The sequence below is a fragment of the Ectopseudomonas oleovorans genome (assembly GCF_003052605.1).
Lineage (GTDB): Bacteria > Pseudomonadota > Gammaproteobacteria > Pseudomonadales > Pseudomonadaceae > Aquipseudomonas > Aquipseudomonas oleovorans_A.
In genome coordinates, this window is sequence record NZ_QASO01000108.1 from 16860 (window position 1) to 42888 (window position 26029).

Sequence of the window (26029 nt, forward strand, 5' to 3'; positions counted from 1 at the left end):
CGCCGATCAAGCCTGGCTGAAGGAAAGTACGCCGTTACACCTTCTGGTACAGCTGGCTACCCTGCGCCTTGAACTCCGCAGCCTTGGCCTGCATGCCCTGTTCGGCGTCCAGGTCGACGGCGTCGATGCGCTGATCCTTGGCGTATTCACGCACTTCCTGGGTGATCTTCATCGAGCAGAACTTCGGCCCGCACATGGAGCAGAAGTGCGCGACCTTGGCCGAATCCTTGGGCAGCGTCTCATCGTGGTAAGCGCGTGCAGTGTCCGGGTCCAGCCCCAGGTTGAACTGATCTTCCCAGCGGAACTCGAAGCGCGCCTTGGACAGTGCGTTGTCGCGGATCTGTGCGCCCGGGTGACCTTTTGCCAGGTCGGCGGCATGCGCGGCGATCTTGTAGGTGATGATGCCGGTCTTCACGTCATCCTTGTTCGGCAGGCCCAGGTGCTCCTTGGGTGTGACGTAGCAGAGCATGGCGCAGCCGAACCAGCCGATCATCGCCGCGCCGATGCCGCTGGTGATGTGGTCGTAGCCGGGGGCGATGTCGGTGGTCAGCGGGCCGAGGGTGTAGAACGGCGCCTCATCGCAGCATTCCAGCTGCTTGTCCATGTTCTCCTTGATCAGTTGCATCGGCACGTGGCCTGGGCCTTCGATCATGCACTGCACGTCGTGCTTCCAGGCGATCTTGGTCAGCTCGCCGAGGGTTTCCAGTTCGCCAAACTGGGCGGCATCGTTGGCGTCGGCAATCGAGCCCGGACGCAGGCCGTCGCCCAGCGAGAAGCTGACGTCGTAGGCCTTCATGATTTCGCAGATGTCGTCGAAATGGGTGTAGAGGAAGTTTTCCTTGTGGTGCGCCAGGCACCACTTGGCCATGATCGAGCCGCCGCGCGAAACGATGCCGGTGACGCGTTTGGCGGTCAGTGGCACGTAGCGCAGCAGAACACCGGCGTGGATGGTGAAGTAGTCCACACCCTGTTCGGCCTGCTCGATCAGGGTGTCACGGAACAGCTCCCAGGTCAGGTCCTCGGCGATGCCGCCGACCTTTTCCAGGGCCTGGTAGATCGGCACGGTGCCGATCGGCACGGGGCTGTTACGGATGATCCACTCGCGGGTCTCGTGGATGTGCTTGCCGGTGGACAGGTCCATCACCGTATCCGAGCCCCAACGGATGCCCCAGGTCAGCTTGGCCACTTCTTCCTCGATGCTCGATCCCAGCGCCGAGTTGCCGATATTGCCGTTGATCTTCACCAGGAAGTTACGGCCGATGATCATCGGCTCCAATTCGACGTGGTTGATGTTGGCCGGGATGATGGCGCGGCCACGGGCGACTTCGCTGCGCACGAACTCGGGAGTGATTTCTTTCGGAATGCTGGCGCCGAAGCTGTGGCCGGCGTGCTGCTCATTGAGCAGGCCGGCTTCACGCGCTTCGGCCAGCTTCATGTTTTCGCGGATGGCGACGTATTCCATCTCCGGAGTGATGATGCCTTTCTTGGCGTAGTGCATCTGGCTGACGTTGTGCCCGGCCTTGGCCCGGCGCGGGTTGCGCACGTGGGCGAAGCGCATCGCCGACAGCTCGGCATCGTTGAGGCGGCGCTGGCCGAACTCCGAGGACAGGCCCGGCAGCTTTTCGGTATCGCCGCGATCCTCGATCCAGGCGCTGCGCACGTCGGCCAGGCCCTTGCGCACGTCGATGGTGACGTTCGGGTCGGTGTAGGGGCCGGAGGTGTCGTAGACGGTGACCGGGGCGTTGATTTCACCACCGAAGTCGGTTGGCGTCACGTCCAGGCTGATCTCACGCATCGGCACGCGAATATCCGGGCGCGAGCCCTGGACATAGACTTTCTGCGAACGAGGGAAGGGCTTTACCGACTGTTGATCGACCTGTGCAGATTCGCTCAGGTTCTTTTGTTGTTGTGCGCTCATCAAGGCTCTCTCCGGGATAGATGTCGGAGTTGGAACCTGAGCGGACGAAGGGCGCGAGATGCACCAAGGGTGGTGCCGAGAGGACTCGCCGATCTACTGGCGAGGACATCTTGTTCCCTACGCAGGCCTTAACCTGATCAGGTTCAACGGGATCCGGCAGCTGCCAATCTCAGCCCCGCATTTGGGGCACCCCGACAAGAACTCGGGCAGTCTAAACAAGCTGGTGGGAGAAAACCAACTCGGTGGTCAATAAATATCGACCCATGCGTCGGAAAACGACTGTTGGCGCGGCGAATGATGGATTGTTCCCGACGAGCAACATAGCTTGCCGCCAGCTAGACTGATGCTGCTCATGGCGCGCTTGACCCCCGCCTGCGGCGCCCCGTAGCCTTGCCGATTACCGCCTATTCAAGGATCGACAACCATCATGTTGCGCAGACTTTCCCTGGCAATCGCCGTGGCCGTCGCTTCGGTGGGCTTGGTTCAGGCCGCAGAGGCCCCGCTGTCCAGCAAGACCGACTTGGTCACCGTGTATCAGGACGCGGCGAAGAACAACGCGGATATCGCTGCCGCTCGCGCCGATTATCAGGCTCGCCGTGAAGTGGTGCCGCAAGCACGTGCCGGCCTGCTGCCCAACCTGTCCGCGGGCGCCAACTACGGCGATACGCGCACCGAAATAGATTCGCCCAGCGCCACTGTCTCGCGTAGCGGTCTGGTCTATCAGGCCAACCTCAGCCAGCCGCTGTTCCGTGCCGACCGCTGGTTCCAACTGCAGGCGGCTGAGGCCACCAGCGAGCAGGCTGCGCTGGAATTGTCTGCCACCGAACAGAACCTGATCCTGCAGAGCGCCGAAACCTATTTCGCTGTGCTGCGCGCCCAGGACAGCCTGGCCTCGACCAGGGCCGAAGAGGCGGCCTTCAAGCGTCAGTTGGATCAGGCCAACGAGCGCTTCGACGTCGGCCTGTCCGACAAGACCGATGTGCTCGAAGCGCAGGCCGGTTTCGATACCGCCCGTGCCAATCGCCTGCTCGCCGAGCGCGCGGTAGATGATGCCTTCGAAGCGCTGGTGACCCTGACCAACCGCGATTACGTGGCGGTCGAAGGGATCGTGCACAGCCTGCCAGTGCTGGCGCCAACGCCGAACGATGCCAAGTCCTGGGTCGATACGGCGGCGGCGCAGAACCTCAACCTGCAGGCCAGTTTGTATGCGGTGACGGCTGCCGAAGAGAACCTGCGGCAGCGCAAGGCCGGCCATGCGCCGACCCTGGATGCCGTGGCCAGTTACCAGCAGGGCGACAACGACAGCCTGGGCTTTACCAACAGTGCGGCGACTGGGCGTCCCTTCAGTGGCGACGTTTCACAGCGTTCCATCGGTCTGCAACTGAACATTCCGATCTACAGCGGTGGCCTGACCAGCTCGCAGGTACGCGAGGCCTACCAGCGCCTGGGGCAGACTGAGCAACTGCGCGAGAGCCTGCGCCGCCAGGTGGTGCAGAACACCCGCAACCTGTTCCGTGCGGTGAATACCGACGTGGAAACCGTGCAGGCGCGTCGCCAGTCGATCATCTCCAACCAGAGCGCGCTGGAGGCCACCGAGATCGGCTATCAGGTCGGTACCCGCAACATCGTCGACGTGCTCGACGCCCAGCGTCAGCTGTACAGCGCCGTGCGTAATTACAACGACGCGCGTTACGACTACATCCTCAACAACCTGCGCCTGAAGCAGGCAGCCGGCACCTTGAGCCCGGCTGATCTGGAAGCGCTGGGTAGCTTCCTCAAGCCGGACTACAACCCGGACAAGGACTTCCTGCCGCTGGATCTGGCCTCGGCCGCCGAAGCGCGCTTGCAGAACAATCAGGATTTCTGAGCCAGGCGCAGAGACGAAAAGCCCGACGCGAGTCGGGCTTTTGTTTTTAAGCGCGGTGGCGTAACAGGCTGAGCGTAGGGTGGAGCGGGCAGCGAACCGCTTCAGCCCACCAACAGTGGCCGCTCTAGATGTGGTGGGCTGAATCCCACCCTACCCGCCCTGATGATTGCCAGCCGTAGCCCAATGAGATGGACTCCGGGGATTATCAAACGGCGTGATGCTTGTCCCGGATTGCATCTCATTGGGCTACAGAAGACGCTGCAAACCCTCCAGCAAGCGCTGCAGCGCGCCCTGGTTGGCCTTGAGCACGCTCAGGCCCGCCTGGCTCATGCGCTGCATCTCGCTCGGTTCATTCAGCAGCGCCGCAACCTTGTCCGCCAACTGCATGGCGTTTTCCACTTCGCTTAGGGCGCCGGCTTCACGCAACTGCGCGGCGATTTCCAGGAAGTTGAACAGGTGCGGGCCGCTCAGCACCGGCTTGCCCAGTGCTGCCGGCTCCAGCAGATTATGGCCGCCGTTGGCCACCAGGCTGCCGCCGACGAAGGCGATATCCGCCAGCGCGTAGAGAAACAGCAGCTCACCCATGGTGTCGCCCAGCAGCACCTGGTCGCTGGCTTGCACGGCTTCAGCCGTGGAGCGGCGGCGAGTGGTCAGCCTTTCACTGATGCACAGCTCATGGACCGAGTTGAAGCGTTCAGGGTGACGTGGCACCAGAATCAGCAGTGCATCCGGCTGCGTCTTCAGCAACTGGCGATGGGCGGCGAGGACGATTTCGTCTTCGCCCGAGTGGGTGCTGGCAGCGATCCACACCGGTCGTTGCTCGGCCTGCCACTGGCGGCGCAGCTCGATGGCGCGTTGCAGCAGTTCGGCATCTATCTTCAGATCGAACTTGATCGAGCCGGTCACTTCCACGCACTCGGGGCGTGCGCCCAAGGTCAGAAAACGCTGTGCCTCGGTCTGGGTCTGCACGGCGATCAGCGACAGTTCGGCAAGCATCGGTGCGGTGAGTTTGCCAAAGCGCGCATAGCCGCGTGCCGAGCGCTCGGAAAGGCGCGCATTGGCCAGGGCCACCGGGATACCGCGCTTGGCGCATTGGTGGATGTGGTTCGGCCATAGCTCGGTTTCCATCACCACGGCCAGGCGCGGTTGCACACGGTTGAGAAAACGCGCGGCAGCCCAGGGCAGGTCATAGGGTAGGTAGCAGTGCTGCACGCTTTCACCGAACAGCGCCTGGATGCGCTCGGAGCCGGTCGGCGTCATGCAGGTGACGGTGATCGGCAGTTCGGGATGGCGTGCCTGCAGCGCGCGGATCATCGGCGCGGCGGCAATGCTTTCCCCGACCGATACCGCGTGTACCCAGATGCCGCCCGGTTTCATTGCTGGCAGGCCGAGGGAGAAGCGTTCATTGATACGCCGCGCGTAAGCCGGCGCCTTGCGTGCGCGCAGGGCCAGACGCAGGGCAATCAGGGGCAGGGCCAGGTGCAGCAGCAGGGTGTAGAGGAGTCTGTTCATGGGGGCGCAGCTTATCGCCGCCGGTCATCCTCTGGAAGCGTGATCATGCCTGCGGGCGCAGCAGTTCACGCGCCAGGCAGTCGGCCAGCCAGTTGGCAGCAGGACCGAGCGCACCGTCGCGACGGCAGACCAGCTCCACTACCAGTGGTAGTGGCGCCCAGTCGCTGCGCAGTTCCTGCAGGTGACCCTGGTAGGTCGGGTACTGCGCTACGTGGCGTGGCAGCCAGGCCCAGCCAACGCCACGTATCACCAACTCGGCCATGACGTAGAAGCTGTCGGCGCGCCACACCAGCGGACTGATCTGCTCGCCACCGGGGTAGTGGCTGTCCTGCGGTGTCATCAGCAGTTGGCGGTGTTCGGCCAGGTCGCGACGTTCCACGCTGTCGAGCTCGGCCAGCGGGTGGTGCGGGCTGCACACCGTGACCATCTCGATGGTGCCCAGGCGCTGGCTTTCCAGTGCGCGTGGCATCTGTTCGTGATGAAACAGCAGGCCAAGATCGGCCTGATGCTGCAGCAGCTTGCGCGCCACGTCGCCCTGGGCGCCGCTGGAAAGCTGCACTTCAAGCAGGGGGAAGGCAGCCGCCAGTGCTTCCAGGCTGGCCAGCACTGGCTGATAGGGCATGGCCTCATCCTGCGCCAGGCTCAGGCGTGCCTCCTCGCCGCGTGCCAGGCCCAGTGCGCGACCATCCAGGCGCTCGCACTGCTGCAACACGCTGCGGGCCTGCTCCAGCAGCGCCGCGCCTGCCTCGGTCAGCTGTGGCTGGCGACCGCTGTTGCGTTCGAAGAGGGTGACGCCGAGATCGCTTTCGAGCAGGGCGATGGCGGTGCTGACCGCCGATTGCGCGCGTCCGGTTTGCCGAGCTGCAGCAGAAAAGGATCGGCTCTCAGCGGTACGGACGAACAGTTGCAGTTGATCGAGATTCCAGTTCATGGCTGACCTATCTCAAATACAGATAGGTAATGACTTTATCCCATCATGGAAGAACTTAGAATTGCGCTCATCTTTCAGGAGTCGCCATCATGCCCGGATATCTCTATCTCGCCATTGCCATCGCGGCCGAAGTGGTTGCCACCACCTCGATGAAGGCTATCGACGGCTTCAACAAACCCTTGCCGTTGTTGCTGGTGATCGGCGGTTACGCGATCGCTTTCTGGATGCTGATTCTGGTGGTGCGTACCATCCCGGTGGGCATCGCCTACGCCATCTGGGCGGGGTTGGGCATCGTCCTGGTGAGCATCGCGGCGATGTTCATCTATCAGCAGAAACTCGATTTGCCGGCCGTGCTTGGCATGGGCCTGATCGTCAGTGGCGTGGTGGTGATCCAGTTGTTTTCCAGTTCCACCGGCCATTGAAGCGGGGCGTCAGGGTTACGTTTGCGTCCTGAAGCTTGCCGCGTGTAGCGGCCCCGAGGGTTATACTGCGCGCCTGTTTTTCTGCGAGGCGCGTTCATGTCCCAAGCTCTCAGCACCGATGTCCTGATCGTCGGCGGCGGTATTGCCGGCCTCTGGCTCAATGCGCGCCTGCGTCAGCAGGGCTTCGCCACCGTTCTGGTGGAGCGCGGCAGCCTGGGCGGTGGGCAGAGCCTGAAGTCACAGGGCATCATCCATGGCGGCGCCAAATACGCCCTGCATGGCGCGCTGACCGGTGCCTCCGAGGCCATAGCCGACATGCCGCGCCGCTGGCGCGAGGCGCTGGCCGGAAACGGCGAGCTGGATCTGTCCGGCGTACGCATTCTCTCCGACGCGCATTACCTGTGGTCCCCTGGCACCCTGGCCGGTAACCTCACCAGCTTCTTCGCCAGCAAGGCGGTGCGTGGCCGCGTCGATCAGGTCAAGGGCGAGCAATTGCCGCCTGCACTGCAGCATCCGAAATTCAAGGGCAAGGTCTATCGCCTGGCCGAGCTGGTGCTCGATGTACCGAGCCTGATCGCACGCCTGGCTGAGCTCGCCGGTGATAGCCTGCTGGCCGCCGAGCGTATCGAACCGCTGCAGGAGAACGATGAGCTGTGCGGGCTGATCGTCGATGGTCGCGAGATTCGTGCGCAGCGCGTGGTGTTCAGCGCGGGGGCCGGCAATGCCGACCTGCTCGCCGCACTGGGTGTCGAGCAGCCCGCGCAGCAGTTGCGCCCGCTGCATATGGTGCTGGCCAAGGGGCCGGCGCTGAAACCCTTGTACGCCCATTGCCTTGGTGGCGGGCCTAAGCCTCGGGTTACCGTGACCACCCATCCGGCGGCCGATGGCCAATGGGTCTGGTACCTCGGCGGCGATCTGGCCGAAGCCGATGGCGTCGCCCGCGACGAGGCGGCGCAGATTGAGGCCGCGAAAAAGGAGATGGCTTCGCTGCTGCCCTGGGTCGACCAGAGTCAGACGCGCTGGGCCACATTGCGCGTCGATCGCGCCGAACCCGCGCAGTCGGGTCTGGTGCGCCCTGATAACGCGTTTTTGGCCGAGCAACAGCGTCTGCTGGTGGGCTGGCCGACCAAACTGGCGCTGGCGCCGGACTTCGCCGACCGCGTACTGGCCACGCTGCAGCGGGATAAGGTGCAACCGGCTGGCCATGCGCCGTTGCCTGAGCTGCCGCGCCCTGCGTTGGGCCAGCCGGTATGGGAGGCTTTGCTGCCATGAGCACTCTGCACGATCTGCATCGCCCGCTGGGCTCCACCGGCTTGCGGGTTTCGCCGCTGGGCCTGGGTACGGTCAAGCTGGGGCGCGACCAGGGCGTCAAGTATCCCAACGGCTTCACCATTCCCGACGATGCGCAGGCGCGGGCCTTGCTGCAGCAGGCGCGCGAGCTGGGTATCAACCTGATCGATACCGCGCCGGCCTACGGTATCAGCGAGCAACGCCTTGGCCCGCTGTTGCGTGGCCAGCGTGATGAGTGGGTGATCGTCAGCAAGAGCGGCGAGGAGTTCGAGCAGGGCCGATCGCACTTCGATTTCTCCCCCGCACATACTCGCTTTTCGGTCGAGCGCAGCCTCAAGCGCCTGGAGACCGATCGTATCGATCTGCTGCTGGTGCACTCCGACGGCAACGATCTTGCCGTGCTGCGCGAGACAGGTGTGTACGAGACGCTGGCCGAGCTCAAGCGCGAGGGCAAGATTCTCGGCTACGGGATTTCCGGCAAGACCGTCGAGGGTGGGCTGCTGGCGCTGGAACAAGGCGACTGCGCCATGGTCACCTATAACCTCAGTGAGCAGGGCGAGAAGCCGGTATTGGACTACGCTGCCAGTCATGCCAAGGGCATCCTGATCAAGAAGGCGCTGGCCAGCGGGCATGCCTGCCTGGCCGAGGGTGTCGACCCGGTGCGCGCCAGCTTCGAGCTGATCTTCGCGCATCCGGGCGTCAGCAGCGCCATCGTCGGCACCATCACGCCCGCGCACCTGGCGGCCAATGTCGCGACTGTGGCGGCGGTTTTACAGGGCATCCGCTAAGGTCCCCGGTCACGTCCTCTTACAGCCTTGGGTTGTGCTGGGCGGTCGGCTTGGGGCAGCCTTGAGCGGTTTTCGCTTCAACCTGACCCTCGCGTGAACGCTGGCTGCCGAGCCGTCTCACGCCCAGTTGGAACAAGGAGTCGAGATGCCGCGTACGCTGATCCGCAAGGACCCGAGTAACTTCAAGACCCTGCCGCTGTTCGTCGAAGCCGGCCCTGATGGGCTGAGCTACCAGAGCCTCGGGCAGCCGCTGAATTTCCAGCAGATGCTCGAACGCCGCCGCCCGGTCGAGGTGGCGGACAGCTCACGGTTTTCCGTCGAGCTGGCCAACCTCGGAGTTTCGGTGCGTCTGACCCTGCGCCTGCATGGCCGTGACTACTGGTTGCTGGTGCGCCAGCGGCGGCCGGATCGTGGTGATACCGTGCTCAAGCTGATTTCCGGCTATGTGCCGGCGCACGAGTTGAATCTGCCGCTGCTTACCGCGGTTCAGGAAGTAGCCGAGGAATGCCTGCTGGAGTGTGCCGATGGCTGGCTGGGCGGGCGTTTCTCCGATACCTGGTTGCCCACGCCCTATCAGGGCGCGCTGCGTTATCGCGAGTCGAGTCACTTTCGCCTCAGCCCGCTGTCCGGCGCTGCGCGGCCCGTGCAGTGCGGCAACCTGACCTTGCTCGAGCGCCCGCGCGCCTATGTGCATCTGCCTACGGCATCCTTGCAGCTGGTCTACGACCTGAGCCTGGAGCTGCCGCGAGATGCCCGTCAGCTGAGTCTGTTCCACGTCGATGAATGTTTGGAAGACGGCCGCCTGGTGGCGCGTCTGGAGCGTCGCCGGCCGGACATCTATCTGCTGGCATTGCAGCGCGGCGTGCCCAGCGGTGGGCTGTTCACCCTACGCAAGGGCGAGTTGCTGCCTGCCAGCACCCGAGGGGTGTGGCTGTCGGAGAGCTTTGCCGAACAGGATGGCTGGCTGGTACGTGACGAGCGGATTCGCTGGAAGGACTGGCTGCAGCGCTACGGTGTGAAACCCCCGCAGCGGCGAGCATTGGCCAGCGCGTAGGGCGGGTGTAACCCGCCGTTGGCCGTCTGGCGGGTTACACGCGCCCTACATGGGCTGCGCCGCTTTCACACTCGGCTGTCGCGCATGCGCGTCAGTTGCCGCTCCAGCAGCGCCGGATAAGGGTCGAGCAGGCGCTCCACGCAGCTGGCTCCTTCCGGGCTGGCAATCGGGCGGATGCGCGCACGCTGGCGGGCCAGGGCATCCTGGGCGACGCGTTGCTCGACCAGCAGCAGATTGCGGCTGTGTTGCGACAAGGCCAGGGCGTCCAGGGCGCTGTCGCTGAGCAACAGGTCGGCCTGACCCAGCTCTTCCAGATCACTGCCCAGGGTCAGCCCCAGTTGCAGGGTGATGCCGCTGTCGGCGACCTCGATCTGCAGGGCGTGGCCCAAGGCGCGCATCAGCTCGCCACAGCAGATCGCGTGGGTCAGGTAATCCTCGCCGCACTCGCGCTCGTGGAACAGCATCAGGCTGCTGCCGTCCTTGAGGGTATGAAGTTGTCCCTGATAGAGCGCAGCAGCCTGTTCCAGGCAACCCCGATAACGATCCAGCAGGTCCAGCAGGCGCGTACGCGGCAGGCGACGCAGCTGCTCCTGAGCACCGAGTTGAATGGCTAGTACGGCGCTAGCTTGCGATGGGCGCGGAGCCTTGGCGACCGGCGCAGGCGCCTCGGACTCGTCACGCAGGTCGGCAAAGGGATCATCCGGCTCTATCGTGTCAGGCCAGGGCTTGAGCGGCTCGTCATCGCCATACTTATCGCTGATGTCCGCTGCATTGAGGGCAGCATGTTCGGCTGGGATCTTCTCCTGCTTGTCGAAGCGCTCGTCGTCTTCTTCGTGCAGATAGTCCTCGCTGTCATCGAGCAGCTGTTCGTCATCCAGTTCCTGTGCGGGCTCCGGTTTTTCCGGTACCAGGCGCGCCTGTAGCTGGCGCGCCAGGTCACCGATCTCGTCGTTGCGTCCGGCGCCCGGTGCAGGGTCGTCCGGGTCGCGCAGCCATAGGCGCATCTGCAGCAGTGGCGTGGAAATATGCCGGCCGAGGCGCATGCTCAGCGACAGGGTCAGTGCCAGCAGGATCAGGCTGAGAATGCCCATACTCTGCAGGCTGATGGTCATCGGCTGCTGGAACTGGCTCATGTCCAGGCTGATGCGCAACTGCCCGGCCATCACTTCCTGGAAGGTGATGGAGGTGGAGTACAAACCTTCGGTTTCACCCAGCACGCTGCGTGTCGGGCGCGCGCCGGCTTCGGCGAGGATGCGACTGTCCACGCTGTAGATGGCCGCATGGGCCACCAGCGGGTTCTTCGCCAGGTTGTTCAGCAGCACGTTGAGGCTGAGGATGTCGTTGGACACCAGCAGTTCGGTGGCCGAGGCCGCCGTCTGGGTGATCAGCGCCTGACCCAGTGCATCGGCCTGCTGCTGCATGGCCTGCTTGAACTGCATGCCCATGACCCAGGCGTAGATGACCATCGCCAAGGCCACCAGCAGCAGGCTGTGGCTGGCGATGCGCAGCACCAGAGGCACGCGCCGCTGACGCAGCGCGTGGAAGATCAGGATGAAGAAGTTATCGGGTTTGACGGGCGCAGGCCGGTTCACAGAGCACGGCTCTTGTCGACTGAAGTTGCCGCGCAGTATAGCGAGCGGTCTGGGGTGGGCAAAGCGCATGGCTGCCCGGATCGACGGGAAACTGGGTAGAATGTGCGCCTTTTCGTCGGTCGGTGGCCAATTCGCTGCTTGCCTGCCTCAATCGTTTGCCTTGGAGGGTGCGTCTTGCGCGAAATCGTCCTGATCAATATCACCGGCGAGGATCGCCCCGGACTTACCGCAGCCATCACCGGCGTGCTGGCTCAGGGCGGGGTGAACATCCTCGATATCGGCCAGGCGGTAATCCACGACACCCTGTCGTTCGGCATCCTCATCGAGATTCCTGACAACGGCCGCTCCCAGTCGGTGCTCAAGGATCTGCTGTTCACCGCCTACGAGCTCGATCAGCAGGTACGTTTCACCCCGGTCTCCGAAGACGACTACCGCCAGTGGGTCGGTGGCCAGGGCAAGGCGCGCCATATCGTGACGCTGTTGACGCGTAAGGTCAGCGCCGAGCAGTTGCAACGCGTCAGCGCGATCACCGCCAAGTACGGTCTGAACATCGACCATATCGACCGCCTTTCCGGGCGCATGCCGCTGGATATGCCGGCTGAGCAGGGCAAGGGCTGCATCGAGTTTTCCGTGCGCGGCGAGCCGGCCGACCCGGCGGCGTTGCGCGCCGAATTCCTCAGCGTGGCGCAGGAGCTCAACGTCGATATCGCCTTCCAGCGTGACTCGGTGTTCCGCCGTAACCGCCGCCTGGCGGTGTTCGACATGGATTCGACGCTGATCGAGGCCGAGGTGATCGACGAGCTGGCCAAGGCTGCCGGTGTTGGCGAGCAGGTGGCCGAGATCACCGAGCGCGCCATGCGTGGCGAGCTGGATTTCCGCGCCAGCTTCAAGGAGCGTCTGGGCTTGCTGCAGGGCCTGTCGGAAGACGTGCTGGAAGAGATCGGCGCGTCCCTGCGTCTGACCGAAGGTGCCGAGGTGCTGTTCGCCGAGCTCAAGCGCCTGGGTTACAAGACCGCGATCCTTTCTGGTGGCTTCACCTACTTCGCCAGGCAGTTGCAGGCCAAGCTGGGCATCGACTACGTGTTTGCCAACGAACTGCAGATCGAGAACGGCAAGGTCACCGGCGTGGCCGTCGAGCCCATCGTCGACGCGCAGCGCAAGGCCGATTTGCTGCGTGAGCTGGCGCAGAAGGAAGGTTTGCAGCTGGAACAGACCATCGCCGTCGGCGATGGTGCCAATGACCTGCCGATGCTCGGTCTGGCCGGTCTCGGCGTGGCTTTCCGCGCCAAGCCGCTGGTCAAGCAATCGGCCAAGCAGGCGATCTCCACCCTGGGGCTGGATGGCATTCTTTATCTGCTGGGTTTTCGCGACCGTGAGGGGCAGGAATAAGCACCGGCGCCGTCTCGGATATAAAAAGCCACCTGTTCAGGTTAATGCCAGTCAGTTAAGCGTCGACGCAGCCAATGGGTAGGAGCGGCGCCCCGCCGCGAACCAGGGTGACGCGCCATCGAAAAACTTCGCCCCGAGGCGGGGCTCCTACGAAAAGCCGCTTTGGCCACGGCCACCTTATCTGATCGGCATTAACCTGTTCAGGTGGCTTTTTCGTCGGCGGGATTTATTCGTCGCCAGCGGAGAAGTCGTAGTCCATCGACTGGCTCGGGCCCTGCAGGTAGTAGCCCTGAATGAAGTTGACCCCGGCCTGCCATAGCGTCGCCAGTACGCTGGCACTTTCGACGAAGGGCACGATGGTCAGCTTGGCCTGGGCATGCAAGCTGCTGAGCAGGGTTTTCAGCGCTTCCTGGTTCTCTGCATTGCTCAGGTCCTGGGAGAACGAACCGTCGACTTTGACGAAGTCCACTTGCAGGTGCTTGAGCGTGTTGAACGGGTTCAGGGCGCAGCCGAACTGGCTCAGGGCGATTTTGCAGTGCAGTTCGGCAAGGCCCTGGGTCAGGGTTTTGGCCTGCTTCAGGTAGGCGATGGCGTCCGGTTCGCTGAACTGGAACACCAGCGAGTCCGACGGCAGGCGAGCGGCCTTGAGTGCCACGCTGAGCCAGGGCAGCAGCGTTTGATCCTGCAGGCTGGCGCTGGACAGGTGCACGAACAGACGGGTGTTATGGCCTTTGGAGCGGTGGTCGGCCAGCAGCTTGATCGAGTTGAGGATCACCCAGCGGTCGATCTTCTCGCCCAGGCCCGCGTCCTTGGCCGCGGCGAGGAACTGCGCCGGCGGCACTTCTTCACCCTGTGGGTTGAGCAGGCGCAGCAGCACTTCGTAATGTTCGTGGGCGTCGCCACGCAGGCTAATGATCGGCTGGAACAGCAGCCGGAAGCTGTTGTTCTCCAGTGCTTGCTGCACCATCGCCAGCAGGTTGCCGCGGTTGGCGGCTGCGGCCAGCTCATCGGCCGGGTTGAACACTTTGATGGCATTGCCGTCATTGAGCTCGTCGGCGCAGCGGTGCGCGCGATCGAGGACTTCCTGCGCCTTGGCGGTTTTCTCGCTGAGGCCGGCTACGCCAATCGACAGGGTGGTCTGCGCGGTGCGGCCGCTGACATCGAACAGGTGGGCTTCGACCTTCTTCAGCAGGGTCGCCAGGCTGGCTTGGCACTGCTCGGACGTCTGGCCCGGGAGCAGGGCGGTGAACACGTCGTCACCGAAACGGGCCAGTTGGGTATCCGCCGGGAAATGTTCGCGCAGCAGGCCGGCCAGGTCGGTCAGCAGCAGGTCGATGCCGGCCAGGCCGATCTCGCCCTGCATGCTGGCATAGCGGTCGACACGGATGTACGCCAGGGTCGAGGGCTGACCGGTGTTGACGGCGCGCTCGGCGGCGTTGTCCATCAGCTCGAGGAAGTGATTGCGGTTGAACAGGCCGGTGACCAGATCCTGGCTGCTGATCTCGCGTAGTTTTTCTTCCAGTTCGGCATTGGAGGTTTTTGCGCGGATCACCACCTGAATGCACGGCTCGCCATCATAGGTGGCGGGGGAGAAGGTCATTTGCACGGCGAAGCTGCTGCCATCGGCGCGTACGCCCTGGCAATTGAGCTCGGCATTGCCTTCGGCGCTCTGGTAGTTCTTCAGGAAATCCTTGAACGCAGCGTGATCGGCACTGGCGATCAGGTCGATCATCGGCATGCCTTCCAGCTCGTCACCATCCTCGTAGCTGAACAGCTCGAGATAGGCACGGTTGGCGTAGATGTGCATGCCCTCGTGGACGTAGGTGATGGCGTCCACCGAGCTTTCCAACAGCAGCTGGCAGCGCTTCTCCGCTTCACGCAGTGCCACTTCCGCAGCACGGCGGGCGCGACGCTCTTCAAGGTTGGCCAGCTCGCGCTTGGCCACCAGCACCAGGCGTTCGTCCTCGCCTTGCGGTAGGGCGTCCTGTGCACCGAACAGCAGGGCTTGGGTGATCATCTCTGAGTCGTTGTCCTCGACCAGCTGGATGACAGGGATGTCCTTGGCCTGGCGGCGGATGGCGGTTATCGCCTCGCTGGGTTCGAGGTGCTCGCTACTGGGGGCGCAGATGAGCAAGTCCCAGGTCTGTTGCAGGCTTTCAGCAAGGTCATCGCTGGAGGTCAGGCGATGCACGCGCGTGGCGTGCCCGGCGTTGCGGAACAGACTGACCAGGCGCTCTGCTTCGTTCTGCGAGTCTTCGAGAATCAGCAGGCGGATGGTTTTTTTTTCGATGGCCATAGGGGGGTTAATACCGCGCCGAACGGACGCGAAAAGGCGACAAATGGTGAGTTCGCCGGAGCCTACAGCGACTTCCAGAGTGAGTCAAAATCTTCCTCCCCCGTAGGCTTCTGGCTTTGCGAGGCTGTGACCGGTGTCCCGGCTGAGGCTTCTTCCACGCCCACTCGGTGATACTCGAACTGGCTGAAGCTGCCGGTGCTGACTTGCTTGCGCGTCAGTACCGCTCGGTGCTCTTCGCCGTGGTCGTTGATCAGTACCTTGCTGCCTTCCTGGAAGGGCAGGCGCGGCGTGATCAGGCTGGCGGGACGAGAAATGGCGCTGATTTCCGGTAGCAGCAGGGCGCGCAGGTACTGGCTGTTCTGCTCGGCCTTGCGTAGCAGTTTCAGGCCGCAGGGGCGTGCGTGCGGCGCGATCAGCTCGATACCCATCTGCGTGCCGCCGCCGCGCACCTGGCGAATCCAGCGCACGACGGCCACGCTCCAGCCCTGACTGGGGTTGTCTTGTACGCCCAGCAGTTCACCGGCCTGCAGTTGGCTGGGGACGTCCTTGGGCCAGGACAGGCAATAGCCGCCTGGGCTGTGATTGACGATGGGCAGGGGGAAGGTCGGGTAACTCTTGCCATTGTTCTCAGGCTGCGCCTGTTCATCGGGGGTTACCTTGGTGTACTGAATCTCTTCGAAGTGGATTTCGTCAGCCGCATTGCGCTGGGCATCGAAGGCGTTAGACCAGACATCAGGCTCGCCCGTGGCAGGCTTGAATACCGCAGCGCCCAGCTCGACCGGACGTTTGAGCACTTCTGCGAACGAGCGGCATCCGGAGAGGAAGAAATGCAGCGCGGTCATGCCGATGCACAGGGTCAGGCTGCCTTGCCCCGGCGTGCGCTGGAAGGTGCGCTCGGCGATGTCGCCCCAGGCTGCGGCAACGTGCTGCAGCAGATCGAGGGTGATGCCTTCCGGAATCATCAGGCGCGATTTGCTGCGTTCTTCTTCCGGGAGTTCCAGGTATTCCTTGATGGCATCGACCAGCGGTTGCGTGTCGATGCCCAGCAGGTTGTGCAATTCGCTGCTCTGATACAGGGACTTGTAGCGTGGCGGGCCGTCGATCTGCGGCGCCAGTACGAACAGGCTGTCGGCATGGTCGCCTGGCTGCAGCTTGACCTGCGCGCTCCAGGGCTCCAGCGCTTCTGCCAGGCGGGCGATGCCGTTCTGGCGCATCTGGTTGGTGCGCGCGCAGCCGAGCAGCAGTGCGGTCACGTAGGTCTGCTCGGTGCTCATGCCCGGAGTATGGCGTGCCAGCGGGTCACGAATGACCTGGCGCTGCAGGCGCTGCTCGCAGGCAATCTGATAGAGCTGGTGCAGCTCCAGCCAGAGCCCTTCCGGAACCGGGCAGTAAAGCTGACTGGCACGAATCAGCGCCTTGCAGAGGCTGTGGCTGGCGCGCTGCAGGGAGACGGCGAGCAACTGGTCGCGATCCTTGCCGCTGCGGGCGATCACGCGGGAAATGATCAGCTTGTAGCCGACGGCCAGGTGGTTCTGCAGCGCCTGGCACAGGTTGGCCACCTTGCGCGGGCGCTCGTCGAGAACGATGGCCTGGTTGAGAAAGTGACGCTCCAGGTGTTGGCAGACGAAGCTGACTTCCGGGCGCAGCAATTCGAGCAACTGCAGGCGATTTTCCGAAGGGGTGAGGAATTGATTGAGTTCCACCAGGCTCTGATACAACTGACGTGCAGTTTCACCGATGTTCGCCTTGGGCAGGCCTGCGATCCAGCGTTTCAGATCACGGGGGCTGCCGTCGCAGAAACTGAGGCTCTGCTTGCTCGGCGTGGGAACGCGCAACAGTTGAAGGTGGGTACTCTGTCTATCCATCAAACTCGGATACTCCGGCCACGCAATACCAAGCGGCTCTAGTAATAGTCTTGCGAACTCTAACAGTATCTGCCTGTGCTGGCAGCCCATCCGCGCGGACGGCCTGCCTCGCCAGAGTACGGATCTATGACCGAACGGTCGAGATGCGGGTTCCTTTTCTCAACGGTTCAGTCCTGAGCCGTGCCCATCAGTTGGCCCATGCGCACCGCGCTGCCAGCGCCCAGCTCTTGCGCCCATTGCACCTGATTCGGGCCGAACAGGACGATGGCAGTGGAGCCCAGTTTGAAGCGGCCCATTTCTGCGCCCTTGGCCAGTTCGATCGGCCCGCGTGCTTGCGCGTCATAGCGTGTGCTCTTCAGCTCGCGCTTGGGGGGCGTGACCAGGCCGGCCCATACGGTTTCCACGCTGGCCACGATCATCGCGCCCACCAGTACCACGGCCATCGGCCCGCGCTCGGTGTCGAACAGGCAGACCACGCGCTCGTTGCGGGCGAACAGTTCCGGCACGTTTTCTGCGGTGGTCTGGTTGACTGAGAACAGGCGGCCCGGCACATAGACCATCTCTTTCAGCGTGCCGCCCAACGGCATATGGACGCGGTGATAATCCTTCGGCGAGAGGTACACGGTGGCGAACTGGCCACCCATGAATGGCGCTGCACGCTCGGCGTCGCCACCGAGGAGTTCGACAGCGCTGAAACTGTGGCCCTTGGCCTGGAAGATGCGGCCGTGCTCGATGGCGCCGAGTTGGCTGATCGCCCCGTCGGCCGGGCTGAGAATGGCGCCGGGAGTTTCATCCAGCGGGCGCGCGCCGTCTTTCAGGGCGCGGGTGAAGAACGCGTTGAAATGCTCGTAAGCACGCAGGTCCTCGACTTGCGCTTCGCTCATGTTGACCTGGTACTGCTTGGCGAACCACGAGATCAGCGGATTCTTCAGCCAGGCGATACGGCATTCGGCAACGCAGCCGATCAGGCGCGACAGCAGGTGATGAGGCAGCAGGTACTGGCTGAGGATAAAAAGACGTTGTTTCATCGTGTTTCCTTGAAGGTTCTGAACCGACACTGGCGTGGCCAGGCCGGGTGCAACTGAATGGTCGACGGACTCAGCGTTCGATGGGCGTGTCGGGCAGGTTGCCCCACTCGGACCAGGAGCCGGCATAGGCCTTCACGCGTGGATAGCCGAGTGCCTTGGCCACCACGTAGCTGAAGCCGGAGCGACGGTGTGTCTGGCAGTGAGTGATCACTTCCTTGTCGGGCGTGATGCCCAGGCCTTGCAGGACTTCGGCGATATCCGTGCGAATGCGCATACCGCGTTGCGGGTCCATGCCGGCGGTCCATTCGAAATGGGTGGCGCCGGGGATATGCCCGCCGCGCGCTGAACTCAGTTTTTCGCCGCGATATTCGTCTGCGCCGCGCACGTCCCAGATGGCCAGATCGGCGGCATCCAGGCGCGATTGCAGGTACTCGCGGGTGGCGGTGGGGGCATCGCTCAGCGTCAGTGATACCTCGGTGCGGGTCACTGCGGGCTCCTCCTGGCTCAGCTCGAGGCCATCGCTGATCCAGGCCTGCAGACCGCCGTTGAGGAAGTGGTAACGCTGATGGTCGATCACGTCGAGCAGCCAGATGAAACGACCGGCCCAGGGACCGCCCTCATCGTCGTAGACCACATAAACGGCATTCGCGTGATGGCCGATATCGGCGAACAGCGCTTCGAGCTGCGCTCGCTCGGGTAGCAGGCCGGGGGCGGGCGGCAGGCCCAGTTGCGTGCGCTTGGCATCCACCCAGCGCGCGCCCGGTATGTGGCCGGCGGCGTAGCGCGCTGCGCTGCTCAGATCGAGCAGGATCAGGTCGGCTGCATCCAGGCGTTCGGCCAGTTGGGCAGGCTCGATCACCAGTGGCAAGTTGTCGAAGGCGGACATGACGGCCTCCTTGAATGAAAAGAGGTCGATTGTAGCGGAAACAGAGCGCGTCAGCGCTCGCGCCTGGAAAAGCTGCCCAGCGCGCGCTCGATGCACTGCATGGTCTTGCCGAACGCCTGCAGGCAGACGTCATTGAGTGGTTGGCCGCCCTGGTCGGCCACGACCAGCATCACTACCCGACCATTATTGGCCACAGAGCGCAGCAGCAGATGCTCGCTGGGAAACATGGCCTTGAGGTTGCCTGGCAGCAGTGCCGAAAACTGCGCCACGTTGCTGGGCGTCAGGCGCAGTTGTCCTGGCGCGCTGAGCAGGCGTTTCAACACCTGACTTTGTGCCGGGTCGAGGCTGAGGGTGGCTGCGCTGGCATTGAGCCCCGCCTGTTGTTGGGTTTGCAGGCGGGTGTGTTGGCGATCGGCAAGAAGCAGCAGTACGCGCTTCAGGCCGCAGGCCTGCAAGGCGTCGCGGGCGCAGGCAGTCAGCTGCGGCACATTGGCAAAGGTGCTGGGGTCGGCAAGCAAACGTGCACAGTGCTGGCGCCAGGCGGCAAGGTCATCGCGCTTGGGTGGTGCTGCGGCGCTGACGGCTGGTTTCAGGCGATGGGCGTCCCATGGCCAGATCAGCGCCTGAGCCGGGTGCCACAGCGCGGGATCGTGAATCAGGCGTGCGCTGCTCACGGCGTGCTGGTGCACTTCCTGTTGCAGCTCATTCAGAGGGATCTGCAGGTAAAGTCCGGTAAGGCGCTGCCAGCGCAGGCTGTGCGCGGTATCCCAGGCGTGGTGAGCGGATACTGCCAAACCGTTGGCCAGCAGCACGCAGTTGCTCGGATGGGTGAGCCAGTGGCGCAGGGGGATGTCGGCGTCGAGCATCTGCTGTTGATGCAGGGGATGCTCGTTGTCGCGAGCGATGTGCAGCGCCCGGACCAGTTGGCGACGATCACGCTCGAGCAGGCGGTAGCCGCGCACGATCCATTCTGGAAGTCGCCAGCGCTCGGCCAGTTTGACGCACAGCTGGATCAAGGTGACGCCGAGCAGCTCTTTCTCGACTGCAGCGGGCCGTTCGCCCTTGAGCAGCACGCGTTGCTCCCAGGCCTCGAACAGCTGCGGATGGGCGCACAGCAATGGCCAGATGGGTGAAAGAAACAGCAGGCTGCAGCCGTGCAGTTCATTCCACAGGCGTGCCAGGCGTGCACCGAACAGGCCACGAGCCTGTTGGCTGGCATGCTGACTGATCAGCAAAATCTGCTTGAATGCTAGAGGGATGTCGCTTTCTGGCAGGGCAGGCGCCTGGCTGAGCAGGGCTTCGCAGCGGCTCAGGCCCAGGCGCGACAGCGCGGTCTCGATGCTCTCGGCTGGATCGCTGAGGCTGTTGCTCGATTGGTTTGCCTCGCGCAGTACCTGCAGGGCGAAAGAGGGGCTGGACTCTATCGCCTCGGCAATTTCGCGCCAGGTTCGGCGACTGTCTCCCAGGATGCGACGCAGGCGCAAATGCTGCTGCTGCTCGATAGGCAGTGGCAACTTGCCCAGATGTTGTACCCAGGTGTCCAGCGTGCGTGGCAGAGACTTTGACGTCGGCATATTGGCTCGAGTCGAACTGGCTTTTGACCATAACTGGCTATAGTCTGGCGTATAAATTCCGATAATTAGAAGGGTTGTTTTTAATAACCCGTCCACTAGGCTCTACAAGCGTTCCTTTCATGGTAAAAATCATCGGCATCATTGTTGTTTTTGGCTGCGTGCTCGGCGGGTTCATACTCTCGGGTGGGCAGTTCATGGCATTGGTCCACCCCTTCGAGGTTCTGATTATTGGCGGCGCGGCGCTGGGTGCATTCCTCCAGGCCAACCCCGGCAGCATGTTCATGCAGGTTTTCAAGAAATCGCTGAGCATGTTTGGCAGTCGCTTTACCCACGCTTATTACCTCGAAGTGCTCAAACTGCTGTACGAGATCCTCAACAAGAGTCGCCGCGAGGGCATGATGGCCATCGAGGCAGACGTCGAAGATCCCAACGCCAGCCCGATCTTCAGCAAGTATCCAGGCGTGCTCAAGGATGCGCGGATGACTGCATTCATCTGCGATTACCTGCGCATCATGTCTTCCGGCAACATGGCGCCGCACGAACTCGAAGGCCTGTTCGACATGGAACTGGCCAGTCTCAAGGAGGAAGTGGAGCACCCGGCGCACGCCGTGGCCAAGGTCGCCGACGGCATGCCGGCCATGGGTATCGTCGCGGCCGTGCTGGGCATCGTGATCACCATGTCGATCCTCGCCGAGGCGGACAACGCGCAGATCGGTGAAAAGGTGGGTACTGCCCTTGTCGGTACCTTCCTCGGCATTCTCGCGTCCTACGGTTTCTTTGGCCCACTGTCGAACGCCCTTGAGCATGATGCCAAGGAAGAGCTGAATCTCTACGAAGCGATCAAGGCGACCCTGGTTGCATCGGCGTCCGGCATGCCGCCGACCCTGGCTGTAGAGTTCGGGCGAAAGGTGTTGTATCCGGCGCATCGTCCGAGCTTCAGCGAGCTCGAACAGGCCATGCGCGGCAGCTAAGCCATGGAAAATAACCAACCTATCATCGTCAAGCGGGTCAAAAAGACCGCTGGCGGACACCATGGCGGTGCCTGGAAGATCGCTTTTGCCGACTTCGCAATCGCCATGATGGCGTTCTTCCTGGTCATGTGGCTGATGACATCGGCCACTCCGGAACAGAAGAAAGCCATTTCCGGCTATTTCCAGGATCCGATCGGTTTCACCGAGAGTGCCAGTCCATACGTTATCGACCTGGGCGGCACGCCTACGCCAGCGCCCGAGCGCACTCTCAATCCGGACATCTCCGAGACGCCGGAGAGTCAACCGGATGAGTCCGGCGTCAGCACCGATCAGATCGAAACCCTGGCTGAAAAGATGGAGCAGGAACGTCTGGAGCTGCTGTTGCAGGAGCTGCAGAACAAGGTCGAAGAGAATCCCGAGCTGCAGCGTTTCAAGGACCAGATACTGTTCGAAATCACCCAGGATGGCCTGCGCATCCAGATCATGGACGCCGAGAATCGACCGATGTTCGCCCTCGGTAGTGCCAGTCTTCAGCCCTATTTCGAAGACATCCTGCTGGCCATGGCCGACACCATTCGCGCGGTGCCGAACAAGATCAGCATCAGCGGTCACACCGATGCCAAGCCGTTCGTAGGGCGCGGCGATTTCGGCAACTGGGAGCTGTCATCCGACCGTGCCAACGCCGCGAGGCGCACATTGGTGGCGGGCGGCTACCCGGACGAGCAGGTGGCGCAGGTGGTCGGCTATGCCTCGTCGGCGCTGTTCGACCGCGAGGACCCATTCAATCCGGTCAATCGGCGCATCGATATCGTTGTGCTGACCAAGAAGGCGCAGCGCGCCATCGAGGGCGAACAAGGCGTTGAGGAAGGCGCTGCGCCCGCGCCAGGCGAAGCTCCGGCGGACGCGGCGAGTGAACCGCTAGCGCCAGAGCAACTGCAGCAGCGCCTGAATATCTTCGAAGAAGGCGCCTTGCAGTTCGATCAACTGAATAATCAGTAATCGTCTTCCGGTAGGCTGGCGATGATGTGTCGGTAGCTGGCCATGCGCTGTGGCTGCACGCGGCCGTCTTCCAGGGCCTGCAAAAGCGCACACCCGGGTTCGCGATCATGCTTGCAGTCACGGAAGCGGCAGCGCCCGAGTAGGTCGTGGAATTCGATGAAGCCCGCTTCCACGTCATCACGACTGACATGGCCGAGGCCGAATTCGCGAATGCCCGGGGAGTCGATCAATTGGCCACCACCGGGAAAGTGGAAAAGCCGTGCGGTGGTGGTGGTGTGCGTCCCCTTGCCGGTCAACTCCGACAGCGCGCCGACACGCGTATCGACACCGGGCAGTAGGCTGTTGACCAAGGATGACTTGCCCACGCCAGATTGGCCGACGAATACGCTGACGTTTCCGTTCAGGCGATGTTTCAGCTGCTCCATGCCATCGCCCTGATGGGCCGAGACTTCCAGCAGTGGGTACTCGAGCTCACGATAGACCTTGAGCAGCGCGTCCAGCGCTACCTGGTTCTGCTCATCGATCAGATCGGCCTTGTTCAGCAGCAGTAGCGGGCGAATGCCCGCGTGCTCGGCGGCAACCAGATAACGGTCGATCAGGTTGGCGTGCGGCTCGGGCAGCGGCGCGAAGACGATGACGATCTGGTCGACGTTGGCCGCCACCGGCTTGAGTTGGCCGCGCATGTCGGGGCGGCACAGTTCGCTGTTTCTCGGCAGTTGCGCGACGATGACGCCGTCACCCTGATTGCCGGGGCGCCAGACCACCTGATCACCGGTGACCAGTGCCGGCAGGTTGGCGCGCAGGTGGCAGCGAAACACCTGGCCGGCCATCTCGCCCTGCAAACCTTCGATTTCCACCTGTACGCCGAAGTGGGCGATTACCAGGCCGGTCTGTTCCGGGCCGAGGTCACCGCCTTCCAGTGCTTCCATTGCTCGCGATTCACGCTTGGCGGCGCGCTCGGCGCGCTCGCCTTGAATCTTTTCGATCCGCCAGTTCTGGCGGCGGTTGAGTTGGCGTTTGGCCATGGAGCATCCGGGTAGTGGAGTGTTGATCGCGGCGAGTTTAGCATGAGCGCTCGGCGGCCATTCGGCTGTCAGGAACAGAGGTCGGGAATGACGGCAGGCGAGGAACGAACGGTGCTGCGGCTACCGTTATTGCGCGCTCTTTTAGCGCAGGGTCTGGCCTTGGCGCTGGTGGTGGTGCTGGTCTATCTGCTGGCGTTGCTGCCCTGGCGCATGTCGTTGTTTTCGGTGGCGCTGCTGCAAGGTGTTGTGGCCGCCGGGATCGGCTGGCGCTTGGGCCTGTCACGCTGGTGGTTGTGGATCAATCTGGCGTTTCTGCCCGCGCTGCTGGTGATGCAGCGCGCCGATTTACCGGCCTGGTTGTTCCTGCTGGGCTTCGTCCTGCTGCTACTGGTCAACTGGAACAGTCTGCGCGAACAGGTGCCGCTCTACCTGAGTGGGCGCAAGGCGCAGCAACGCTTGCAGCAGTGCTTGAGCGAGCGTGAGCCGCCGCTGCGCTTTGTTGACCTGGGTTGTGGTACTGCTGGCACGGTGCTACAGCTGGCCAGACGGTTTCCGCGCGGGCAGTTCGTTGGTGTCGAGACGGCGCCGCTGCTCTTCGTTTTCGCCTGGCTACGCTGCCTGCTACAGGAGAACTGCAGCATTCGTTATCGGAGTCTGTGGCAGGTCGAGCTCGGCGACTTCGATGTCGTCTACTGCTTTCTCTCGCCGGTGCCGATGGCGCGCCTGTGGAACAAGGCGCAAGTCGAGATGCACGCCAATAGCTGGCTGATCAGCAACACCTTCGAGATTCCGGGCGTGCCGGCTGATCGCGAGCTCGAGATCAACGAAGGACGGCAAACGTCCCTGTTTCTCTGGCACATGAAGGGCGCTGAGATCCGCTAGACTTGGCGCCTGAGCCAAGGAGCCTAACCATGCAAAACCCCAACAACCTGATCTGGATCGACCTGGAGATGACCGGCCTGGAGCCGGAGCGTGACGTGATCATCGAGATGGCCACCATCGTCACCGACAGCGAGCTGAACGTGTTGGCCGAAGGCCCGGTGATCGCCGTTCACCAGAGCGACGAGGCTCTGGCCGGCATGGACGAATGGAACACCCGCACCCATGGCCAGAGCGGCCTGACCCAGCGCGTGCGTGAAAGCAAGATCGACACGGCGGCGGCCGAAGCACAGACCATCGCCTTCCTCGAACAGTGGGTGCCCAAGGGCCAGTCGCCGATCTGCGGCAACAGCATCGGCCAGGATCGCCGCTTTCTCTACAAGTACATGCCGGCCCTGGAAGCCTACTTCCACTACCGCTACCTGGACGTCTCGACCCTGAAGATCCTCGCCGGCCTGTGGGCGCCGCAGGTCAGGGACAGCTTCCAGAAAACCGCCACCCACCAGGCGCTGGACGATATCCGTGAGTCCATCGCCGAGTTGCGCCACTACCGTGAGCATTTCCTCAAGGTGTAAATGAGCCACCCCGGCGCGTCGCGCGTGCGTAGCCCAGATGTAATCCGGGCAAACGGGCGGCGCCACTCCCGGATTTCGTCCAGGCTACAAAGCGCCGTGCCGCTCCAGGGCCCACGCCACATGCTCGCGCACTAGCGCTGAAGGGTGTTCGCGGCGCGCCTGCAGAGCCTGTAGTACCGGGATGGTGGAGGGCGCATTGCCCAGGCCGACCGCCAGGTTACGCAGCCAGCGCTCGTAGCCGGCACGGCGTAGCGGCGAGCCTTCGGTGCGGCTGAGAAACTCCTCTTCCGTCCACATGAACAGCTCGGCCAGGCCGCTGTTGTCCAGGCCGTGGCGCGGCTGGAAGTCGCCCTGTTCGGTGGGGCGAGCGAAGCGATTCCAGGGGCAGACGATCTGACAGTCGTCGCAGCCGAACACCCGGTTGCCGATGGGCGCACGCAACTCTTCGGGGATCGAGCCTTTCAGCTCGATGGTCAGGTAGGAAATGCAGCGCCGGGCATCCAGCGCGTAGGGCCCGGCGAAGGCCGCAGTGGGGCAGATATCCATGCACGCGCTGCAGCGCCCGCAATGCTCGCTGGCGTGTGGGACATCCACCGGCAGTGGCAGGTCGACGAACAGCTCGCCGAGAAAGAAATAGCTGCCGGCCTTGCGGTTGAGCACCAGGGTGTTCTTGCCGATCCAGCCGAGACCGGCTTTTTCGGCGATGGCCTTTTCCAGCACCGGGGCGCTGTCGACGAAGGCGCGGTAGCCGAACGGACCGATCTGCTGCTGGATGCGTTCGGCCAGTTGTTGCAAGCGCTTGCGGATCAGTTTGTGGTAGTCGCGGCCCAGGGCGTAGCGCGACACGTAGGCCTGTTCCGGCTCGTTGAGGCGCTGGGCCATCTGCGTGTCGCCGGGCAGGTAGTCCATGCGCAGCGACACCACGCGCAGGGTGCCAGGTACCAGTTCGTCCGGGTGTGAGCGCTTGCTGCCGTGGGCGGCCATGTAGTCCATCTCGCCCTGATAGCCGGCTGCCAGCCAGCGTTGCAGGTGCGCCTCGTGTTCGCCCAGCTCGACATCGGTGATGCCGACTTGCTGAAAGCCCAGCTCACGCCCCCAGTCCTTGATGGACAGGGCCAGAGCATTGAGGTCGAGGGTTTGATCGGACATGGGCGGGCGCAGGCGATGG

General features: G+C 63.2%; 21 protein-coding genes and 1 riboswitch. Of the genes, 10 read left to right on the forward strand and 11 right to left on the reverse strand.

The features are described from left to right. Nucleotides 1-34: 34 nt before the first annotated feature. Complete coding sequence (gene thiC, locus DBO86_RS17950; RefSeq protein WP_108234410.1) at nt 35-1918, reverse strand: phosphomethylpyrimidine synthase ThiC; 1884 nt, start codon at nt 1916-1918, stop codon at nt 35-37. Nucleotides 1919-2015: 97 nt separating this feature from the next. Continuing rightward, nucleotides 2016-2122: riboswitch (TPP riboswitch) on the reverse strand. A gap of 223 nt (nt 2123-2345) precedes the next feature. Here thiC and DBO86_RS17955 point away from each other — a divergent pair. Then, nucleotides 2346-3785, forward strand: coding sequence for a TolC family outer membrane protein (locus DBO86_RS17955; RefSeq protein WP_108234411.1), 1440 nt, complete (start codon nt 2346-2348; stop codon nt 3783-3785). A gap of 246 nt (nt 3786-4031) precedes the next feature. On the opposite strand, the gene waaA is transcribed toward DBO86_RS17955, so the two are convergent. Both waaA and DBO86_RS17965 read right to left on the reverse strand, forming a co-directional pair. Next, nucleotides 4032-5297 (reverse strand): lipid IV(A) 3-deoxy-D-manno-octulosonic acid transferase, encoded by a 1266-nt coding sequence (waaA, locus tag DBO86_RS17960; protein ID WP_108234412.1) that lies wholly within the window; start codon nt 5295-5297, stop codon nt 4032-4034. A 43-nt stretch (nt 5298-5340) separates the two neighbouring features. After that, on the reverse strand, nt 5341-6228 hold the full coding sequence (locus tag DBO86_RS17965; RefSeq protein WP_108234413.1) for a LysR family transcriptional regulator: 888 nt from the start codon (nt 6226-6228) through the stop codon (nt 5341-5343). 89 nt (nt 6229-6317) lie between these two features. Here DBO86_RS17965 and DBO86_RS17970 point away from each other — a divergent pair, with 89 nt between their 5' ends. The 4 genes from DBO86_RS17970 to DBO86_RS17985 all read left to right on the forward strand — a co-directional run bounded on the left by DBO86_RS17970 (nt 6318) and on the right by DBO86_RS17985 (nt 9782). Continuing rightward, a complete protein-coding gene (locus DBO86_RS17970; RefSeq protein WP_108234414.1) occupies nt 6318-6650 on the forward strand; it encodes a DMT family transporter in 333 nt (110 codons plus the stop codon). 96 nt (nt 6651-6746) lie between these two features. Then, complete coding sequence (locus DBO86_RS17975) at nt 6747-7922, forward strand: NAD(P)/FAD-dependent oxidoreductase (protein WP_108234415.1); 1176 nt, start codon at nt 6747-6749, stop codon at nt 7920-7922. Then, nucleotides 7919-8728, forward strand: a complete 810-nt coding sequence (locus DBO86_RS17980) for an aldo/keto reductase (RefSeq protein ID WP_017678645.1) — start codon at nt 7919-7921, stop codon at nt 8726-8728. Before DBO86_RS17975 ends, DBO86_RS17980 begins: the two co-directional genes overlap by 4 nt. 145 nt (nt 8729-8873) lie before the next feature. Then, nucleotides 8874-9782: a hypothetical protein gene (locus DBO86_RS17985; protein ID WP_003459158.1), complete on the forward strand. Its 909-nt coding sequence runs from the start codon at nt 8874-8876 to the stop codon at nt 9780-9782. A gap of 65 nt (nt 9783-9847) precedes the next feature. Here the strand turns inward: DBO86_RS17985 and DBO86_RS17990 are convergent, their stop codons facing one another. Beyond that, nucleotides 9848-11374, reverse strand: a complete 1527-nt coding sequence (locus DBO86_RS17990) for an AhpA/YtjB family protein (RefSeq protein ID WP_108234416.1) — start codon at nt 11372-11374, stop codon at nt 9848-9850. Nucleotides 11375-11548: 174 nt separating this feature from the next. Here DBO86_RS17990 and serB point away from each other — a divergent pair, with 174 nt between their 5' ends. Further along, nucleotides 11549-12763, forward strand: a complete 1215-nt coding sequence (serB, locus tag DBO86_RS17995; protein WP_074855085.1) for a phosphoserine phosphatase SerB — start codon at nt 11549-11551, stop codon at nt 12761-12763. Nucleotides 12764-12989: 226 nt separating this feature from the next. On the opposite strand, the gene DBO86_RS18005 is transcribed toward serB, so the two are convergent. From DBO86_RS18005 to DBO86_RS18025, 5 genes are all read right to left on the reverse strand, one after another. Continuing rightward, nucleotides 12990-15059: an EAL domain-containing response regulator gene (locus DBO86_RS18005; RefSeq protein ID WP_108234417.1), complete on the reverse strand. Its 2070-nt coding sequence runs from the start codon at nt 15057-15059 to the stop codon at nt 12990-12992. 62 nt (nt 15060-15121) lie between these two features. Next, nucleotides 15122-16924 (reverse strand): molecular chaperone, encoded by a 1803-nt coding sequence (locus DBO86_RS18010; protein ID WP_108234418.1) that lies wholly within the window; start codon nt 16922-16924, stop codon nt 15122-15124. A gap of 167 nt (nt 16925-17091) precedes the next feature. Continuing rightward, a complete protein-coding gene (asd, locus tag DBO86_RS18015) occupies nt 17092-17952 on the reverse strand; it encodes an archaetidylserine decarboxylase (protein WP_074855083.1) in 861 nt (286 codons plus the stop codon). Nucleotides 17953-18022: 70 nt separating this feature from the next. Then, nucleotides 18023-18838, reverse strand: a complete 816-nt coding sequence (locus DBO86_RS18020) for a rhodanese-like domain-containing protein (RefSeq protein WP_108234419.1) — start codon at nt 18836-18838, stop codon at nt 18023-18025. Between the two features lie 50 nt (nt 18839-18888). Further along, on the reverse strand, nt 18889-20412 hold the full coding sequence (locus DBO86_RS18025; protein ID WP_108234420.1) for an HDOD domain-containing protein: 1524 nt from the start codon (nt 20410-20412) through the stop codon (nt 18889-18891). Between the two features lie 119 nt (nt 20413-20531). Between DBO86_RS18025 and motA the strand changes: the two genes are divergently transcribed. Together motA and motB are read left to right on the forward strand one after the other, a co-directional pair. Then, the gene (gene motA / locus DBO86_RS18030) at nt 20532-21383 is read left to right on the forward strand and encodes a flagellar motor stator protein MotA (protein WP_108234421.1); all 852 of its coding nucleotides are present in this window, start codon (nt 20532-20534) and stop codon (nt 21381-21383) included. 3 nt (nt 21384-21386) lie between these two features. Then, nucleotides 21387-22382, forward strand: a complete 996-nt coding sequence (motB, locus tag DBO86_RS18035; RefSeq protein ID WP_108234422.1) for a flagellar motor protein MotB — start codon at nt 21387-21389, stop codon at nt 22380-22382. On the opposite strand, the gene rsgA is transcribed toward motB, so the two are convergent. Continuing rightward, nucleotides 22376-23407, reverse strand: coding sequence for a small ribosomal subunit biogenesis GTPase RsgA (gene rsgA / locus DBO86_RS18040; RefSeq protein WP_084340809.1), 1032 nt, complete (start codon nt 23405-23407; stop codon nt 22376-22378). The two genes, motB and rsgA, sit on opposite strands and share 7 nt — an antisense overlap. Before the next feature lie 87 nt (nt 23408-23494). On the opposite strand from rsgA, the gene DBO86_RS18045 reads away from it, so the two are divergent. After that, complete coding sequence (locus DBO86_RS18045; protein WP_108234423.1) at nt 23495-24289, forward strand: class I SAM-dependent methyltransferase; 795 nt, start codon at nt 23495-23497, stop codon at nt 24287-24289. 29 nt (nt 24290-24318) lie between these two features. Beyond that, nucleotides 24319-24861 (forward strand): oligoribonuclease, encoded by a 543-nt coding sequence (gene orn, locus DBO86_RS18050; RefSeq protein WP_003459177.1) that lies wholly within the window; start codon nt 24319-24321, stop codon nt 24859-24861. Between the two features lie 84 nt (nt 24862-24945). On the opposite strand, the gene queG is transcribed toward orn, so the two are convergent. Next, on the reverse strand, nt 24946-26010 hold the full coding sequence (gene queG, locus DBO86_RS18055; protein WP_104730128.1) for a tRNA epoxyqueuosine(34) reductase QueG: 1065 nt from the start codon (nt 26008-26010) through the stop codon (nt 24946-24948). Nucleotides 26011-26029: the final 19 nt, after the last annotated feature.